The following is a 16,851-nucleotide window of genomic DNA, read 5'->3' on the forward strand; positions in this document are numbered from 1 at the left end:
GCGCGTGCAGATGTCGGCTCGTTGTCTCATGGAATTCCCGCTTCTAGGCGCCGATGGCACTCTGGAATTCAGAGTTCAACGTGGTCTCTTCATCCGCCTCCAGCGAGCGGAAGACGTGCGCCTTGGCCAGATCGGCGTCGGTCGGGAAGATCAGCGGGTTGCTGACCAGTTCCGGGTCGATCTTCTCCATTTCTTCCTTGGCGCCGACCACCGGGCAGATGTAGTTCACGTAGGCTGCGACCTCCGCGGCCACGGCCGGGTCATAGTAGAAGTCCATGAGCTTCTCGGCGTTGGCCTTGCGCGGCGAAGCGACCGGAACCATCAGGTTGTCGCTCCACAGGGTGCCGCCTGCTTCGGGGAGCACGAACTCCCACTGGTCGTCGTTCTCGAAGTTCATCTGCACGATGTCCCCGGACCAGACAATGCCGGCGAGCGCATCGCCGGAAACGAAGTCCTCCTTGTAGGAGTTGCCCTTGACCTGGCGGATCTGGCCGTTGTCGATGTTCTCGCGCAGCACGTCGGTCGCGGCGCCGAATTCGCTTTCGCCCCACTGGCCGGCGATGTCCACGCCGTTCTGCATCATCAGCAGGCCGATGGTGTCGCGCATTTCGTCGAGCACGGTGACACGGCCCTTGAGCTTCGGATCCCAGAGGTCCTCGACGGACTTCAGGCCCTTCGGGAACGCCTTCTTGTTCCAGGCGATGCCGGCATATCCGGACTGCCAGGTCAGCGAGTGCTTGCGCCCCGGGTCGAAGTCGACTTCCTTCAGGCTCGGCAGCAGGTTGGCGGAGTTGGGGATGTTCGCCAGGTCCAGTTCCTGGACGTAGCCCTGGCGGATGATGCGCCCGGCCATCCAGTCGGTCAGCGTGACGATGTCCTGGCCGATGTCCTGCCCGGCCTTGAGCTGGCCCTGCACCTTGCCGTAGTAGGTGTCGTTGCCGTCGATGTCCTCGCGGTAGTTCACCGCGATGCCGGTCTTCTTGGTGAAGGCATCGAGGGTCGGATAGGTCTTCTTCTCATCGTCGTAATCCAGGTACAGGGTCCAGTTGGCCCAGTTGACCGTCGGATCGGTTTCGGAAATGTCCTTGATCGACGGGGCTGCTTGCGTGCTGCTGCCACCGGTGCCGCAGGCCGCGAGCAGCCCGGTCAGGCCCAGGGCGCCGGCGGCGGAAAGCACCGAGCGGCGGGAGTAGCTGCGCTGGCTCATGGCCTGGACGAGTGCGCGGATCTGCGGGTCTTGCGGAAGTCGGCGTTGCGAGTGCGACATGGCTGGAGTCCTAACGACGAATGTGATCGGCCACACATGAGAGTGTTGACGTTCATCCTGCCAGCAATGCGCAGGTGCAACAAGACCTGAACGCAAGTTTCCTTGTAAAAATTGCGTTACGAAAACTGAAATCTTTTGAAAATACCTCTTTCGCAACTGATTCAGTGAAGGTAGGGTCTGTGGAAAGTCCCTTAGACCTAGGAGGTCGATATGACGCTGCCCTCGCATACCGCGCAGGCCATTGATGAAATTTCCAAGGAGATCATCGAGCAGCTGCAGGAGGATGGCCGGCGCTCCTATGCCGCCATCGGCAAGGCAGTCGGCCTGAGCGAAGCGGCTGTACGCCAGCGCGTACAGAAGCTGGTCGAGAGCCGCGTCGTGCAAATCGTCGCAGTCACCAATCCGCTGGAATTGGGCTTCACCCGCCAGGCCATGATCGGCATCGTCGCCGCCAATGACATCAGCGGCACCGCCGACCGGATCGCCGAATTGCCGGAGGTCGACTACTGCGTGGTCACTGCCGGCAGCTCGGACATCCTCGCCGAGGTCATCTGCTCGAACGATGAAGACCTGCTGCGCGTGATCGGAACGATCCGCGGGCTCGAAGGCGTGGTCAGCACCAATACGTACACCTACCTTTCACTCAAAAAACAGGAATACAACTGGGGAACACGATGAACACACCACGTGGTACCGATCGCCAGCAGGCCGCTCGCGATCACCTATGGATGCATATGGCCCGGCACTCCGGAATTTCCAACGGTGCGCAGGTGCCGATCATCTCGCGCGGCGAGGGGCACAAGATCTACGACGATGCCGGTCGCGAATACTTCGACGGCCTGGCAGGGCTGTTCGTGGTCAACGCCGGGCACGGCCGCGCCGAACTGGCCGAGGCCATGGCCAAGCAGGCCGAGAAGCTGGCTTTCATGCCATTGTGGTCCTACGCCCATGAGCCGGCGATCGACCTGGCCGAACGCCTGGCCATCTATGCGCCGGGCGATCTGAACCGCGTCTTCTTCACCACCGGCGGCGGCGAAGCTGTCGAATCCGCCTTCAAGCTGGCCAAGCAGCATTTCAAGATGAAGGGCAAGCCGGGCAAGACCAAGGTCATTTCCCGCGCCCTGGCCTACCACGGCACCCCGCAAGGCGCGTTAGCCATCACCTCGCTGCCGGATATGAAGACCCCGTTCGAACCGCTGGTGCCCGGCACCTTCCGCGTGCCGAACACGAACTTCTACCGCGCCCCGGAGATGTTCGCCGACAACGAGAAGGACTTCGGGCTGTGGGCCGCAGAGCGTATTCGCGAAGCCATCGAGTTCGAAGGCCCCGACACCGTGGCAGCGGTGTTCCTGGAACCGGTGCAGAACTCCGGTGGCTGCTTCCCGCCGCCTCCTGGATACTTCGACCGGGTGCGCGAAATCTGCGACGAGCACGACGTGCTGCTGGTCTCCGATGAGACCATCTGCGCCTTCGGCCGCATCGGCTCCATGTTCGCCTGCAATGACTTCGGCTACGTCCCGGACATCATCACCTCGGCCAAGGCGCTGACCAGCGGCTATGCCCCGCTGGGCGTAATGGTCGTTTCCGACAAGCTGTTCGAGCCGTTCACCAAGGGCGACACCACGTTCTACCACGGCTACACCTTCGGCGGGCATCCGGTGGCCGCAGCGGTGGCGATGGCGAATCTGGACATCTTCGAACGCGAGGGCCTGAACGAGAACGTCAAGAACAATGCCGACGCGTTCAAGTCCACGCTCTCCAAGCTCACCGACCTGGATATCGTCGGCGATGTGCGCGGTGCCGGGTACTTCTACGGAATCGAGCTGGTCAAGGACAAGGCGACCAAGGAAACCTTCAACGACGCCGAGTCCGAACGCCTGCTGCGCGGGTACCTGACCCCGGCACTATGGGAGGCCGGACTGTACTGCCGCGCCGACGACCGCGGCGACCCGGTCATCCAACTGGCTCCGCCGATCACCATCGGGCAGCCGGAGTTCGACCAGATCGAATCCATCCTGCGCACCGTGCTGCAGGAAGCGGCCAGCAGGATCTAGGTGCGACAAGGCCCGCAGGCATCGCCTGCGGGCCTTTTGCACTAGTCAGAGCGTGTTACTTCACGAAGCTACGCCCAATTGGTACTTTGTGGCATAGGCCACTAGTCTGAGGTCATTAGACGATTAAGATCGCCTTTTGGAAGATTGCAGGAACCTCATGACTTTGGAACCGACCAGAATCAGGCTGGCACGCGAACGTGCGGCGCTGAGCCGGTCCGCCTTGGCCGCCTCGCTGGGCATTTGCGAGCGCGAACTAGCTCGTGCTCCCGAGGATCTTTCCCTTGCGCTGGCCGATGCGCTGGACTGCGCGCCGCAGTACTTCCGGCTTCCCGCCACCCGGGGCATCGACACCGAACGGATCTTCTTCCGCTCCCCTCGCCGCACCAGCACCGCGCAGAAGGTGGCAGCCGCCGCCCTGGGCCGCAACGGCGTGGAGCTCTACCACCTGATCACGCGGAACTTCCGGCTCCCGCAAACCGAGATCCCCGAGCTGTGCGGCTTCACCCCGGAAGATGCGGCAGCGCAGCTGCGCACCGAATGGGATCTGGGCTGCGGCGCGCTGCCCGATCTGCTGCACCTGCTCGAATCCCACGGGGTGCGGGTGCTGAGCCTGCCTGCCTCGCTGGACGCGGTCAAGACCTTCAGCTTCTGGGAAGACGGACAGGCCTTCATCTTCCTGGCCGCCGGCAGCCGCAATGCGCAACGCCTGGACATGGCCCACGAGCTTGGGCATCTGCTGATGCACTCCTCGCTGGGCGAGAACCGCGAGCAGATGGCCACCGCCGAGCGCGAGGCCGATGAATTCGCCGCACGCCTGCTGCTGCCCTCCTTGTCCCTGCAGGTCAGGGTTTCGGACTCGCTGCAGATCCCGCAGCTGCTGGTTCTCGAAGAGCACTTCGGGGCACCTGCCACGGCGATCCTGGCCCACGCCCGGGCCTGCGGCCTGCTGGGCGACGGCACCTACCGCTGGCTGTCCCAGGAGCTGGCTCTGGAACCGGCCGCAGGGCACCAGCAACTCGTCTCCCGGGTGTTCTCGCTGGTCTTCCCCTCGCTGCAGCTCGATCATCGGGCCAGCACCGCACGGATCGCCCGCGAATTGGGGCAGACCGCAGCGCAGATCCATGAGCTCACCTTCGGGCAGGCCTACGTGGTGCTCGACGGCGGGAACCTGCATCAAGCCGGCGAGGGAATCCGCGGCCACCTGCGCGCGCTCTAGCAACCCCGCGGATTCGGGGCTACGCTGGTGCCACCAGGCGATGGCGCCGCGGCCGATCGCCGAGCCAAAAGGGGATCGCCATGCAAGCCAACGCCGACACGTCCCGGCAAATCGCCGAGGAATCCCGCGAGCAGTTCAACCGCCCCAGCTTCGCCAAGGGCCTGTACATGGGGGCAGTGGACTTCTCGCTGATCGAACCGCTGCCGGGAGCCGTGCACCCGGAACGCGGCCAGGCCTTCCTGCCGCAGCTCGAAGCGGTGCTCGATTCCATCGACCCGGAACGCATCGAAGCCGAGGCACGCATCCCCGATGAGCACATTGCCCAGCTGCGCTGCATCGGCGCCTTCGGCATGAAGATCCCGATTGAATACGGCGGGCTGGGGCTGAGCCTGCTGGACTACGGCCGGGCACTCATGCGGGTCGGCGTGGTGTGCCCCGCGCTCGGCGCGCTGCTTTCGGCCCATCAGTCCATTGGCGTCCCCGAGCCGGTGAAGTCCTTCGGCACCGAGGAGCAAAAACGCGAATACCTGCCGCGCTGCGCGGCCGGAGCAATCAGCGCCTTCCTGCTCACCGAGAATGATGTCGGTTCGGACCCTGCCCGGTTGGGCACCACGGCCCGGCTCAGCGACGACGGCACCCACTATCTCCTGGACGGCGCAAAGCTGTGGACCACCAACGGGGTGGTCGCCGAGCTGCTGGTGGTGATGGCCGCGGTGCAGCCGCACGAGGCCGCGGGTGAAGAGCCGGCGGGCCGCGGAGGAATCACCGCCTTCATCGTCGAGGCTGATACCGAGGGCATCGTCGTGGAGAACCGCAACCAGTTCATGGGCCTGCGCGGCATCGAGAACGGGGTGACACGCTTCCGCGAGGTGCGCGTCCCGGTGGCCAACCGGCTGGGCAAGGAAGGCTCGGGACTGAAGATCGCGCTGAGCACCTTGAATACCGGGCGCCTGTCCATTCCGGCGATGTGCGCCGGGGCCGGCAAATGGTCCACGAAGATTGCCCGCGAATGGTCCGCGGCGCGAGTGCAGTGGGGCAAGCCGGTCGGCAAGCACCAGGCCGTCGCCGGCAAGCTCGCCTACATTGCTGCCAGCAGCTATGCGCTGGAAGCGGTTTTCGAGGTTTCGGCCCGGCTGGCCGATGCCGGCACGAAGGATATCCGCATCGAAGCGGCCCTGGCCAAGCTCTGGGCTTCGGAGGTCGCGTGCACGATCGCCGATGAGCTGTTGCAGATCCGTGGCGGCCGCGGCTTCGAGACCGCCCGGTCCCAAGCGGCGCGCGGCGAGCGGGCGGTGCCGGTGGAGCAGCTGTTGCGCGATCTGCGGATCAACCGCATCTTCGAGGGCTCCACCGAAATCATGCACCTGCTGATTGCCCGCGAGGCGGTGGATACCCACCTGCAGGCCGCGGGAGACCTGGCTCGTGCCGGGGCGAGCATGGAGGAAAAGGCTCGGGCCGCGGCATCCGCGTCGGGATTCTATGCCCGCTGGCTGCCCAAGCTCGCCGTGGGCGCAGGCTCGGTGCCGACGTCCTATTCCGGGCATGGCCCCTTGGCGAAGCATCTGCGCTATGTGGAACGGACCTCGCGCCGGCTCGCTCGGCAGACGTTCGCCGGCATGGCACGCTGGCAGGCAGGCATGGAAAAGCAGCAGGTTTTCCTCGGCCATATCGTGGATATCGGCGCGGAGCTGTTCGCCATGTCCGCCGTGATTGCCAAGACCACCGCGCTGCCGCAGTCTCCTGCTGCACAGCGCGACTCGGCGCAGCGCCTTGCTCTGGCCTTCTGCGAGCAAGCTGCGCAACGCTGCGAGATGCACTTCGAGAAGCTCTGGAACAACACGACGCATTCCGACGGGCAGCTCGCCGCCGACCTGCTGGACGGCAAGTTCCAGTGGCTGGAAGAAGGGGTCCGCGATGCCTCTGAAGGCACCGGTGTCTGGATCGCCCAGTGGTCCGATGAGGTTGGCGAGGATGTGCGCTGGCCGTATGGGAAGGAGTCTTAAGGCTCGGCGATTTCGACGTCCAGCAATCCCGCACGCCACCGCGCAGTGGTCTCCTCCGCCAACGCCTCAGCCTCCAACGCCTCGGCCGGCGTCATGAAATACGTGTTGACGCGCAATTTCTGCTCTGGATCCAACTCCGGCGGCAGCAGTACCATCGGCCGGCTGCCAGGGATTTTCACCGCTTGGAACAACCCGCAATGCCTGGCCGTATGGTGAATCAAGCAATTCAACACCGCAGACTTGATATCGGTCCGTCCGCCCTTCTCCCACGGATCCAGATGATCCGCTTCGCATCGTTGTGCAGGCATGCTGCACCCAGGATACGAACACCCCCGATAGGCTGCCCGCAAAGCACGCACTTGCGCCTTGGAGAACAGCCGCTGGGTCCGTCCCAGATCCAACGGCAGGCTCTTGCCGTTGAGCACCACCGGGAGAATTCCCGCAGTGCACAATGCTGTCCTGGCCTCGCCCGGGGAGAGCAGGATCCCCGAGGAAGTCACCGCGAAATCCTCCATTTTCCGTTGCAGCTTCTCCCAATCCAGAATGATGCTCACCTGCGAGCTGGCCAGCCCGGCCTGCTGGTCCGGCGGGCTGCCATTCGGTTTCCGTTCGCTCATCAGCAAAGCCATGAAACCGACAAGCCGCCGCCGCTCGGGTTTCAGATCTTCCCATTCACCGCTTGCCGGCTCCGGTTCGGAACTATCACCTTCTGGTTGGTGCTCCTCGTCTTCGCCTTCTGGCCGATGATCGTCCGCTTGGGAATGGGGATCCTCTGCGTCTGGATTGAGTCCTTCTTCTGGCGGGTCATCCTCGACGTCCTCGTCACCGGGTCTGTCTTTCGCCCAGTCGGGCTTGCTGCCCTCATCATCCCAGCCACTGGTTTCCTCACCGGTGAACTGGGCATCCACCTCCTTCAAGCCCTGCCGGTTGCCGGCAACCGTGGAAGGATTATCCAGATTCGCGAAATACGCATCGATGTATGCGGATTGCGAGGGAAGAACACGGAAGAGGTATTCCACCAGGCCTTTGCGCATGCCTCGCTTGAAGATCCCGATCCCGTCCAGCAGGGCCTTGAGCGGGCGCTTGCCGGCCTTGACCTGCGCGACCAGGTCGTTGATGTGCTTGCGCGCCGACTTCGGCTCCGACCGCAGGAACGCCGCGGACTCGGCCTGCAGCTGCTGCTTCTTCACTTCGGCCGCATTGCCTTCGCCCAGGTCCTTGCGCACCGAATGCAGCTTCATCGCCGCCGAGGCAACCAGCCGCGGATCGATGTTCGGGTCCTGGAACTGGGCGGCGAGCTCGGGCAGCCACGGAGCAGTTGGTTGCCCTGCTTCGTCTACGCCGCCGAGCAGGCAGTCGGCCTGCACCAGCCGGGCGGCCGCGGTGCTGCGCGGGATATCCAGCCAGCCGGTCATCAGCCCTTTGGCATCCTTGAAATGCGTGCGCCCGGTGGTGGTGCGCCCCTTCGCCTCGTCGATTTCCTCGATGCTGGGGTCGGGTCCGAGGTCGGTGATGGCCTGGAAGGATTCCTGGTCGAGCTTGTGGGCGCCGGTGCTGCGCAGTGCGGCAGCTGCGTGGACCTGGGTGCGGGTGAGTTCCTGGGCCAAGTCTTCGGTGAGCAGCGCGAAATAGGCGGCGTGGCCTGCGGTGAGACCCGCGTGGGCCAGGCGCCGGGTCGCTGAAGCGGCCAACGCTTTGGCGTTGGCCAGGTCCTTCAGTGCTTGCGCGATGTCTGTGCTCATGGAAACCAGCTTGCGCCCGAAACGCCATGCCGCTGGTACGCCGGGGCGGAATGTGGAAAACCTCAGCCGTGCATGCGGTACCAGAGCAGCGCGACCTGCAGCGAGGCCCGGGATTCGGCGGAGTCCAGCTGCACCCCCAGCTTTGCTTCGAGCTTGGCCAGCCGGGAATACAGGGTCGGCCGCGAAAGGTAGCCGGCCTTGGCCAGTGCGGTCTTGTTCCCGCCGTGGGCCAGGTAGAGATCGAGCAGGTCGAGTCCCTGGTGATCGACCGGGTTGAGCAGGCCGGCGAGCTCGGCTTGCGCGAAGGAACGCATCCGCGGGTCGCCGCCCATGGCCGAAAGCACCCCGCGCAGGCGCAGGTCGGCGAAGCGGTAATAGGGCTGGGCGCGGGTGGGCAGGTGCGGGACGATCTGCGCGACGTGCGCGGCCTCTTCCAGACCGGCGATGCTGGTGGCCAGCGTGCCTTCGGGGCCCACGCCGATGGCCACCGGGGCGGTGAGCTGCTCGGCCAGCCGCCGGGTGAAGCCCTGCAGGGTGGAGTCCACCAGTTCGCGGGCGCGCAGCGGCAGGATCAGCCCCAGATACCCGGGCTTGAGCGAGCCGGCCAGGATGCCCAGGTGCTGGGCGTCGGCGAGCTGGTCGAGCACTTCGAGCAGGGCGCGGTCGGCCAGCTGGGTTTCGGTGGGCGTGCCGGATCCGGCCAGCGAGATGACCACCGGGACGTAGTAGGGCGCGGCGGCCAGGCCCAGGGCCTGGGTGCGGATGGCGATGTCCTTGTCGCTGTAGCTGTGCCCCGACTGCAGTTCGTGCAGCGTGGAGGTTCGGGCTTGGTAGAGCAGTTCGCGCTGGTCGCGGCCGGAAAGCCGGGCGATGGTCAGCGCCTGGCCGGCACGTTCCAGGACCAGGGCGGCGCGGTCGTCGTCATCCAGCACGGCCGGGACGATCAGCCGGCCCCACCGGCTGCGCACCGCCCCGACCGGGGTCTGCAGCCAGTTCTCGGCGCCGGTGGCGCGCCCTGTGTGCTCCAGGTAGCCGACGAAACGGGAGCGGGTGATCCAGTCTTCCAGTTGCGCGCCGGACTCGGCGAGCACATGGTGGCGGACATCTTCGAGCACCACGGGGGCCGAGAGCAGCTGCGCGGTGCGGGCCACGATCTGCGCCTCGTCGGCCTCGGTCAGCGAGAGCCCGGTGTAGATTTCGTGCACCGTGCGGGAGAACTGCACGGCCTCGAGCTGCTCGGCCACGAGCTTCTGGTGGATGACCTCGGTGATCGAGACGAAACGGGTGGTGGTGCGCAGGGCGATGACCGGCAGGCCCAGGTCGGCGACATCCAGCTCGGCGCCCGACAAGTCCTCGATGATCACCCCGACCGCTCCGGCCTCGCGCAGCGCGGTGATGAAGGCGCGCACATCGCTCACGTTGCGCAGGGTGGTGAGGATCAGCTCGCGGCCCAGCAACAGGTCGATGTTCTCGGTGGATTCGGTGACGTGCACCCAGCGCAGCTGCGCGTCCATCCCGGCGGCGCAGAGCACCTGGGGGTCGGCGGCCTGCACCACCGGCAGGTGCAGCACGTCGTTCACCGTTAGCATTTTTTACACTCCGTCATCGATAGTGCTTAAATCATGACACAGTGATGGTGTTGCCCCTCACATCCATGACCCATGATGAATGCAGGCACCCAACTTCGAAAGGCCGATACGATGACCGCAACGCTGACCGACACCTTGCAGCACTGGATCAACAACGCCAGCTACTCCGCCGATGACCGCACCGGCAAGGTCTACAACCCCGCCACCGGCGAGGTCTCCCGCCACGTGGCGCTGGCCTCCAAGGCCACCACCGAGCACGCGATTGCCGCCGCCGCGGCAGCCTTCCCGGGCTGGCGCGACACCTCGCTGGCCCGCCGCACCGCGATCATGTTCAACTTCCGCCAGCTGCTGGCCGAGCGCAAGGGCGAGCTGGCGGCGATCATCACCGCCGAGCACGGCAAGGTGCTGGATGACGCGCTGGGCGAGGTGGCCCGCGGCCTGGAGGTCGTCGAGCTGTGCTGCAACGCCCCCTACCTGCTCAAGGGCGAGTTCTCGCAGAACGCCTCCACCGGCATCGACGTGCAGTCCCTGCGCCAGCCGGTGGGCGTCTCGGCCATCATCTCCCCCTTCAACTTCCCGGCCATGGTGCCGCTGTGGTTCTTCCCGGTAGCCATCGCCGCCGGCAACACCGTGGTGCTCAAGCCATCGGAGAAGGACCCGTCGGCCGCCAACTGGCTGGCCGAGCTGTTCACCGAGGCCGGTCTGCCCGAGGGCGTGCTGAACGTGGTGCACGGCGACAAGGAAGCGGTGGACACGCTGCTGACCGATCCGCGGGTGAACTCGGTGTCCTTCGTGGGCTCCACCCCGATCGCGCAGTACGTCTACTCCACCGGCACCGCCCACAACAAGCGGGTGCAGGCCTTCGGCGGCGCGAAGAACCACATGCTGGTGCTGCCGGATGCCGACCTGGACCTGGCCGCCGACATGGCGGTGAATGCGGGCTTCGGCGCGGCCGGCGAGCGCTGCATGGCGATCTCCGTGGTCGTCGCGCTCGACACCATCGCCGATGAGCTGGTCGCCAAGATCGCCGAACGCGCCAAGACGCTGCGCGTGGGCGATGGCACCCGCGGCTGCGACATGGGCCCGCTGATCACCGGCGAGCACAAGGCGAAGGTGGCCGGCTACATCGATGCGGGCATTGCCGCCGGCGCCGAGCTGGTGCTCGATGGCCGCACCGGCATGGTGGACGCCGATGGCGAGGGCTTCTTCCTGCACCCGACGATGTTCGACAAGGTCGGCACGGACATGTCCATCTACACCGAGGAGATCTTCGGCCCGGTGCTTTCGGTGGTCCGCGTGGACAGCTTCAACGAGGGCATCGAGCTGATCAACTCCTCGCCGTACGGCAACGGCACCGCGATCTTCACCAATGACGGCGGCGCGGCCCGCCGCTTCGAGGACGAGATCCAGGTGGGCATGGTCGGGGTCAACGTGCCGATCCCGGTCCCCGTGGGCTACCACTCCTTCGGCGGCTGGAAGGCCTCGCTGTTCGGCGACCAGCACGCCTACGGACCGGAGGGCTTCAAGTTCTTCACCCGCAACAAGGTGATCACCAAGCGCTGGCTGGATCCAAGCCACGGCGGCATCAACCTCGGCTTCCCGCAGAACGACTAGGAACCATGACTACCGAAATCAGCGACATCACCAGCGACCAGATCGCTGCAGGCCAGCGCGCCTACGAGCTGGACCGCGAGCACGTCTTCCACTCCTGGCAGGCCCAGGGCCCGTTCACCCCGATGACGATCCTCAAGACCGAGGGCTCGTACGTGTGGGACGGGGAGGGCAACAAGCTCATCGACCTCTCCAGCCAGCTGGTGAACACGAACATCGGCCACCAGCACCCGAAGGTCATCGCAGCGATCCAGGAGCAGGCGGGCAGGATCGCCACGATCGCCCCGCAGCATGTGAACGTCGCGCGCTCCGAGGCGGCCAGGCTGATCGCCCAGCACACCCCGGGGCAGCTGGACAAGATCTTCTTCACCAACGGCGGGGCGGATGCGGTGGAGCATGCGGTGCGCATGGCGCGGCTGCACACCGGCAGGCACAAGGTGCTCTCCGCGTACCGCTCATACCACGGCGGCACGCACCTGGCGGTGAACATCACCGGCGACCCGCGGCGCTTCGCCTCGGACCATGGCGCGGACGGCATCGTGCACTTCTTCCCGGCCTACCCGTACCGCTCCTACTTCGGGTCGGCAACGGAGGCCGAGGAGACCGAGCGCGCGCTGAAGCACCTGGAAGACACGATCATCCTGGAGGGCCCGTCGAACATTGCCGCGCTGATCCTGGAGTCCATCCCGGGCACCGCAGGCATCTACCTGCCGCCGGCCGGCTACATGGCCGGGGTGCGCGAGCTGACCCGCAAGTACGGCATCGTGCACATCGCCGACGAGGTCATGGCAGGCTTCGGCCGCTCGGGCGAATGGTTCGCGGTCAACCACTGGGACATCGTCCCGGATCTGCTCACCTTCGCCAAGGGCGTGAACTCCGGCTACGTGCCGCTGGGCGGCGTGGCGATCAGCCCGGAAATCTTCGAGACCTTCCGCGAGCGGGCCTACCCGGGCGGGCTGACCTACTCGGGCCACCCGCTGGCCTGCGCGGCCGCGGTCGCCACCATCACCGCGATGGAGGACGAGGGCATGGTGGAAAACGCCAAGCGGCTGGGAGAAGAGATCATCGGGCCGCGCCTGTCGCAGTTCGCCGCCGATCACCCGAGCGTGGGCGAAGTGCGCGGAACCGGCGTGTTCTGGGCGATCGAGCTGGTGAAGAACCGGGACACCCGCGAGCCGCTGGCCGCCTACGGAGGCAGCAGCCCGGAGATGAACCAGGTGGTTGCCGCCGCGAAGGCCGCAGGGCTGCTGCCCTTCGCGAACTTCAACCGGCTGCACGTGGTGCCTGCGATGAACATCGCGGATGCGGTGCTCATCGAGGCGCTGGATCGCCTCGAGCAGGCCCTGGACGTCGCCGACACGTTCGTTCAATAGCACCTGACTGGCAGGACAGCACAGCTGTCCTGCCAGTTGCGCATTAACAAGGAGATCGAGATGACCACCCTCGCAACGAGTCCCGTGCTTGACGCCCATCCCCGGGCCTCGATCGATGAGCAGGATCGCAGGCAGGCCAGCGTGGACCGCTCGGGCTATGTGCCCGAAACCTATGCCGACGGGGTGATCTTCGCGCAGGACATCGACGATGTGGTGCTCGCGATGAAGCTCGCCCATGAGCATGGGGCCATAATCGTGCCGCGCGGGGCAGGTACCGGGCTGGCGGCAGGTTCCAGCGCGCAGGCTGGGCAGATCGTGCTCGATCTGTCCCGGATGGACAAGATCCTTCAGATTGATCCGGTGGAAGCCACCGCAGTGGTTCAGCCCGGGGTGATCAATGCGGCGGTGAACCATGCGGCCGGCGAGCATGGGCTGTTCTATGCACCAGATCCGGCCAGCACCGCGATCTGCTCCATCGGCGGGAATATCGCCACCAACGCCGGGGGCATGTGGTGCGCCAAGTACGGGGTGACCCGCGAGTCGGTGCTCAGCTTGCTGGTGGTGCTGCCCGACGGGCAGCTGCTGCGCACCGGGCGGCGGACCATCAAGGGCGTGGCCGGCTACGACATGAATGCGCTGATGATCGGTTCGGAAGGCACGCTGGGCATCGTGGTCGAGGCGCTGCTGCGGCTGCGTCCCAAGCCCAAGCACACCTCCACCCTGGTCGCCTATTTCCCCGATGAAAATGCCGCGGCAAAGGCCGCCTCGGCGGTGATCGCCGAACGGCTGACTCCCTCGGTGCTGGAGCTGATGTGCGGCAAGACCTTGAAGGCGGTGGATGCGGCGCTGGGAACGGATCACCAGTCGCTCGGCGGCGCCTTGCTGCTCGCGCAGACCGATGGCTACGGCGCGCACCTGGAAATGCAGGCGCTGCAGGAGGCGATTGCCCCGCTGGCCGGGCATATCGAGATTGCCCGCGATGAGGCACAAGCCCAGGCGCTCATCGAAGCGAGGCGCCAGGCCATCCCGAGCATGGAGCTGCTGGGCACCGCCTCGATCTGCGATATCGGCGTGCCGCGGCACCGCTTGGCCGAGGCGTTCGCCGGCCTGCAGCGCATCGAGGACGAGCGCGGAGTTTCGATCTTCACCATTGCCCATGCCGCCGACGGCAACCTGCATCCGATCATCGTGGTGCCCGAAGGACAGTCGATCACCAGTGGCGCGCCGAAAGCCGCGCTGGGCGACATGTTCCACCTTGCCCAGTTGCTGGGCGGCACGCTGACCGGCGAGCACGGCATCGGCCTGCTCAAGCAGGATTGGCTGGCCGAGGAGCTGGGCGAGACCTCGCTGGCATTGCAACGGCGGCTGCGCGCGGTGTTCGATCCGCAGGGCATCTTGAACCCGGGGAAGGCGATCTGACTCTGGAAGTCAGGCGCTGACGTGGGTAGGGTAAGTACATGGATGAGTATCTACCAGTAGCCTTCGGCCTTCCGCTCATGTCCGTGGCGCTGTCCGTGGTCCTCCTGCTGATCGCGGTACCCTTGGCTGTTCACGCGCTGATCCGCCGCAGGGCGTTCGCCGGCCTGCGTGACGGGGAGCAGACCTATGCCCGGCGCTCGTCCATCCGCACCGAGTTCATTTCAGCCGGACTTGCAGCAGTCGCGACAGCCGTCTTCCTGGTCTTGGGGATCACCGGCTACAGCACCGCGATGAGCAATCTCGAAGCGAACATCCACAAGGAATACTCGCCGACCGAGCTAGATATCAAGTACTGGAACGGGTCGTGGGCCACTGCGGACATCACCCTCCCCGATGGCACCAGCTACAAGGACGCCCAGATCTCCATGCAGGCCGAATACCGCCCGCTCGTCGAGCCCAAGATGACGAAGGATTAGCTGGCAGAGAACTGCGAACCCGGATCTGACTTCAGTGTGAAATACTGGCCACAGCATTTATTCACGCCAGTATCCTGTGGAGGGAAAAGACCATGATCGGAAGTGGCGCGCCAGCAGGCGATCCGTTCCAGCCGCATCTTGAATGGGGCCTGAAGGCTTCGTTCGTGAGCTACATTTCTTCCCTCGCCGACGGACGCATCGAGGCCGCCAACGGGGTGTGGCAGGCAGGCAACGCGTTGGCGTTCCCAGTCTCCCCCGCTACCGAGGTTCCGGAGAATGAAATCTGGTTCAACGGCCGTGTTTCCTTCTCCGGGCACGGAGGCATAATGAAGCTGGATCTCATTGAGCCGCGCATCGTGAACCACGATGACCGCATCACCCTCACCATTGACGAGGCCGGCGAGCGCGTAGCCATTGCCGAGCTTACCGAAACCAGCGTTTCGAACGCTTTTGGCTTGGTCAAGACCCGTTTCTCGGCGGTGCTCACCGAGGCTGGCTCGAAGCTGTTCAACGGCCAATATCCTGCCGGACAGCAGATGGAAGAAGTTGAGGTTGTGCTGCGCGGTTAGCAGCTGACCAGCAGTGAAGGCCCGGCGCGCAAGTGCCGGGCCTTCACTGTGTTAGGTTGCCGCGCCAGCCAAGTGGCTGGTCACCCCCTGATTCAGGATTCGCGCGAGAACTCCGACGCGCGCATAACTTGTTCTTCGGTCAGCGGGTGCCCGGTGTACTTCTCGAACTGCGCCGCGGCTTGCAGCGCGATGACCTCGGCTCCGGTGATGACCTGCTTGCCAGCGTCTCGTGCGTTACGTATCAGCGGCGTTTCGCTGGGGAAGGCGACCACGTCGAAGATGCTTTGTGCCGAAGCAATATGCTCAGCGGTGAACGACAGCGTTTCGGCATTCTCCCCATCCATGCCCAATGGAGTGACGTTGACCAGGATCTGGTGGCCTGGAACTGGATCTGCCGAGGCGTGGCGGTAGCCGTACTTGTCGGCCAGCGCTTTGCCTGCGTGCGCATTGCGTGCCAGCACCGTCACGTCGCTGAATCCGGCCTCGCGGAAAGCGGCAACCACTGCCTTGGCCATGCCGCCGGAACCGCGCACCAGGACGCTGCTGCGCGCATTCAATCCATGGCGGTCAATCAGGGCGGCGATCGCTTCGAAGTCGGTATTCGATGCCACGAGCCGGCCATCGTGATTCACAATCGTGTTGACCGAATCGATGGCAGCTGCAGAAGGCTCGATTTCGTCTACCAGTTCCATGACTTCCTCCTTGAACGGCATCGAGACCGAGCAGCCGCGAATGCCCAGGGCACGTACCCCGGCGATTGCTCCTGGCAGGTCCTCGGTGGAGAAGGCCTTGTAGATGAAGTTCAGGCCGAGCTCGTCATACAGGTAGTTGTGGAAACGCGTCCCGATATTCGATGGACGCCCGGAGAGCGAAATGCAGAGGGACATGTCTTTGTTCAAAATGGGCACGCGGGGATCTCCAGTGGTGGTGGCCGGTTCACCTCCAATATACGTGCACTGACTGGTGCATCCCGCAAAGCCGCAACGGCAATCAGGGCACGCTTGGGTTGCTCTTTCGCTCTGCCAGTGCATCGGCTAAGCTCAGTGCGCATGATCCAGGATCTTGACCAAGGACCTTTTTTCCACGGCACCAAGGCAGCATTGCGCCCCGGGGATCTGCTATCTCCCGGTTTCCCCTCGAACTATCGGCCCGAAGTCATCATGAACCACATCTACTTCACCGCATTAGCCGATGGCGCAGGATTGGCAGCCGAAATCGCTGCATTGGACGGCACTGCGCACGTGTATGAGGTGGAGCCGACCGGGCCATTTGAAAATGACCCGAATGTCACGGATAAGAAATTTCCGGGCAATCCCACCCGGTCCTACCGCAGTGCGCATCCGGTCCGTGTCATCCGTGAGGTCCATGGCTGGACACGCTTGTCGCCCGAAGCGTTGCAGGACTGGCGTGAACGCATCGCACGGCTCACGAATGATCCAACAGCCGAGATCATCAATTAGCCCCTGCATGGGCGGTGCCCGATGCCTGATCGGCACCGGGCACCGCCCATGGACGTTGGATCGGCTGGCCTA

At 64.9% G+C, this 16,851-nt stretch carries 14 protein-coding genes; 10 read left to right on the top strand and 4 right to left on the bottom strand.

Annotated elements, in window-relative coordinates:
- Nucleotides 1-43 precede the first annotated feature (43 nt).
- The gene (locus tag F0M17_RS12695; RefSeq protein WP_149597208.1) at nucleotides 44-1,267 is read right to left on the bottom strand and encodes a PotD/PotF family extracellular solute-binding protein; all 1,224 of its coding nucleotides are present in this window, start codon (nucleotides 1,265-1,267) and stop codon (nucleotides 44-46) included.
- Nucleotides 1,268-1,477: 210 nt separating this feature from the next.
- On the opposite strand from F0M17_RS12695, the gene F0M17_RS12700 reads away from it, so the two are divergent.
- The 4 genes from F0M17_RS12700 to F0M17_RS12715 all read left to right on the top strand — a co-directional run bounded on the left by F0M17_RS12700 (nucleotide 1,478) and on the right by F0M17_RS12715 (nucleotide 6,540).
- The gene (locus tag F0M17_RS12700) at nucleotides 1,478-1,945 is read left to right on the top strand and encodes an Lrp/AsnC family transcriptional regulator (protein WP_066141175.1); all 468 of its coding nucleotides are present in this window, start codon (nucleotides 1,478-1,480) and stop codon (nucleotides 1,943-1,945) included.
- Nucleotides 1,942-3,321, top strand: coding sequence for an aspartate aminotransferase family protein (locus F0M17_RS12705; RefSeq protein ID WP_149597209.1), 1,380 nt, complete (start codon nucleotides 1,942-1,944; stop codon nucleotides 3,319-3,321). Before F0M17_RS12700 ends, F0M17_RS12705 begins: the two co-directional genes overlap by 4 nt.
- Before the next feature lie 157 nt (nucleotides 3,322-3,478).
- Complete coding sequence (locus tag F0M17_RS12710) at nucleotides 3,479-4,537, top strand: ImmA/IrrE family metallo-endopeptidase (RefSeq protein WP_038990281.1); 1,059 nt, start codon at nucleotides 3,479-3,481, stop codon at nucleotides 4,535-4,537.
- An 80-nt stretch (nucleotides 4,538-4,617) separates the two neighbouring features.
- Nucleotides 4,618-6,540 carry an acyl-CoA dehydrogenase family protein gene (locus tag F0M17_RS12715; protein ID WP_149597210.1) on the top strand — a complete coding sequence of 641 codons (1,923 nt, stop codon included), beginning with the start codon at nucleotides 4,618-4,620 and terminating at the stop codon, nucleotides 6,538-6,540.
- Here the strand turns inward: F0M17_RS12715 and F0M17_RS12720 are convergent.
- Nucleotides 6,537-8,282 (bottom strand): HNH endonuclease signature motif containing protein, encoded by a 1,746-nt coding sequence (locus F0M17_RS12720; RefSeq protein WP_149597211.1) that lies wholly within the window; start codon nucleotides 8,280-8,282, stop codon nucleotides 6,537-6,539. The two genes, F0M17_RS12715 and F0M17_RS12720, sit on opposite strands and share 4 nt — an antisense overlap.
- 62 nt (nucleotides 8,283-8,344) lie before the next feature.
- Entirely contained in the window at nucleotides 8,345-9,871 is a 1,527-nt protein-coding gene (locus F0M17_RS12725; protein WP_121867224.1) for a PucR family transcriptional regulator, read from the bottom strand.
- Nucleotides 9,872-9,982: 111 nt separating this feature from the next.
- Between F0M17_RS12725 and F0M17_RS12730 the strand changes: the two genes are divergently transcribed.
- The 5 genes from F0M17_RS12730 to F0M17_RS12750 all read left to right on the top strand — a co-directional run bounded on the left by F0M17_RS12730 (nucleotide 9,983) and on the right by F0M17_RS12750 (nucleotide 15,319).
- Nucleotides 9,983-11,485, top strand: coding sequence for a CoA-acylating methylmalonate-semialdehyde dehydrogenase (locus tag F0M17_RS12730; RefSeq protein WP_121867842.1), 1,503 nt, complete (start codon nucleotides 9,983-9,985; stop codon nucleotides 11,483-11,485).
- Nucleotides 11,486-11,490: 5 nt separating this feature from the next.
- Nucleotides 11,491-12,855: an aspartate aminotransferase family protein gene (locus F0M17_RS12735; protein ID WP_149597212.1), complete on the top strand. Its 1,365-nt coding sequence runs from the start codon at nucleotides 11,491-11,493 to the stop codon at nucleotides 12,853-12,855.
- A 60-nt stretch (nucleotides 12,856-12,915) separates the two neighbouring features.
- Nucleotides 12,916-14,274: an FAD-binding oxidoreductase gene (locus F0M17_RS12740; RefSeq protein WP_149597213.1), complete on the top strand. Its 1,359-nt coding sequence runs from the start codon at nucleotides 12,916-12,918 to the stop codon at nucleotides 14,272-14,274.
- A gap of 38 nt (nucleotides 14,275-14,312) precedes the next feature.
- Nucleotides 14,313-14,750: a hypothetical protein gene (locus tag F0M17_RS12745; RefSeq protein ID WP_149597214.1), complete on the top strand. Its 438-nt coding sequence runs from the start codon at nucleotides 14,313-14,315 to the stop codon at nucleotides 14,748-14,750.
- A gap of 92 nt (nucleotides 14,751-14,842) precedes the next feature.
- Nucleotides 14,843-15,319 carry an HtaA domain-containing protein gene (locus tag F0M17_RS12750; protein ID WP_149597215.1) on the top strand — a complete coding sequence of 159 codons (477 nt, stop codon included), beginning with the start codon at nucleotides 14,843-14,845 and terminating at the stop codon, nucleotides 15,317-15,319.
- A 92-nt stretch (nucleotides 15,320-15,411) separates the two neighbouring features.
- Here the strand turns inward: F0M17_RS12750 and F0M17_RS12755 are convergent, their stop codons facing one another.
- On the bottom strand, nucleotides 15,412-16,227 hold the full coding sequence (locus tag F0M17_RS12755; RefSeq protein ID WP_066141203.1) for a shikimate 5-dehydrogenase: 816 nt from the start codon (nucleotides 16,225-16,227) through the stop codon (nucleotides 15,412-15,414).
- A gap of 141 nt (nucleotides 16,228-16,368) precedes the next feature.
- On the opposite strand from F0M17_RS12755, the gene arr reads away from it, so the two are divergent.
- A complete protein-coding gene (gene arr, locus F0M17_RS12760) occupies nucleotides 16,369-16,779 on the top strand; it encodes an NAD(+)--rifampin ADP-ribosyltransferase (protein ID WP_073708002.1) in 411 nt (136 codons plus the stop codon).
- Nucleotides 16,780-16,851 lie beyond the last annotated feature (72 nt).

The sequence above is a fragment of the Glutamicibacter sp. ZJUTW genome (assembly GCF_008370855.1).
Taxonomy (GTDB): domain Bacteria; phylum Actinomycetota; class Actinomycetes; order Actinomycetales; family Micrococcaceae; genus Glutamicibacter; species Glutamicibacter nicotianae.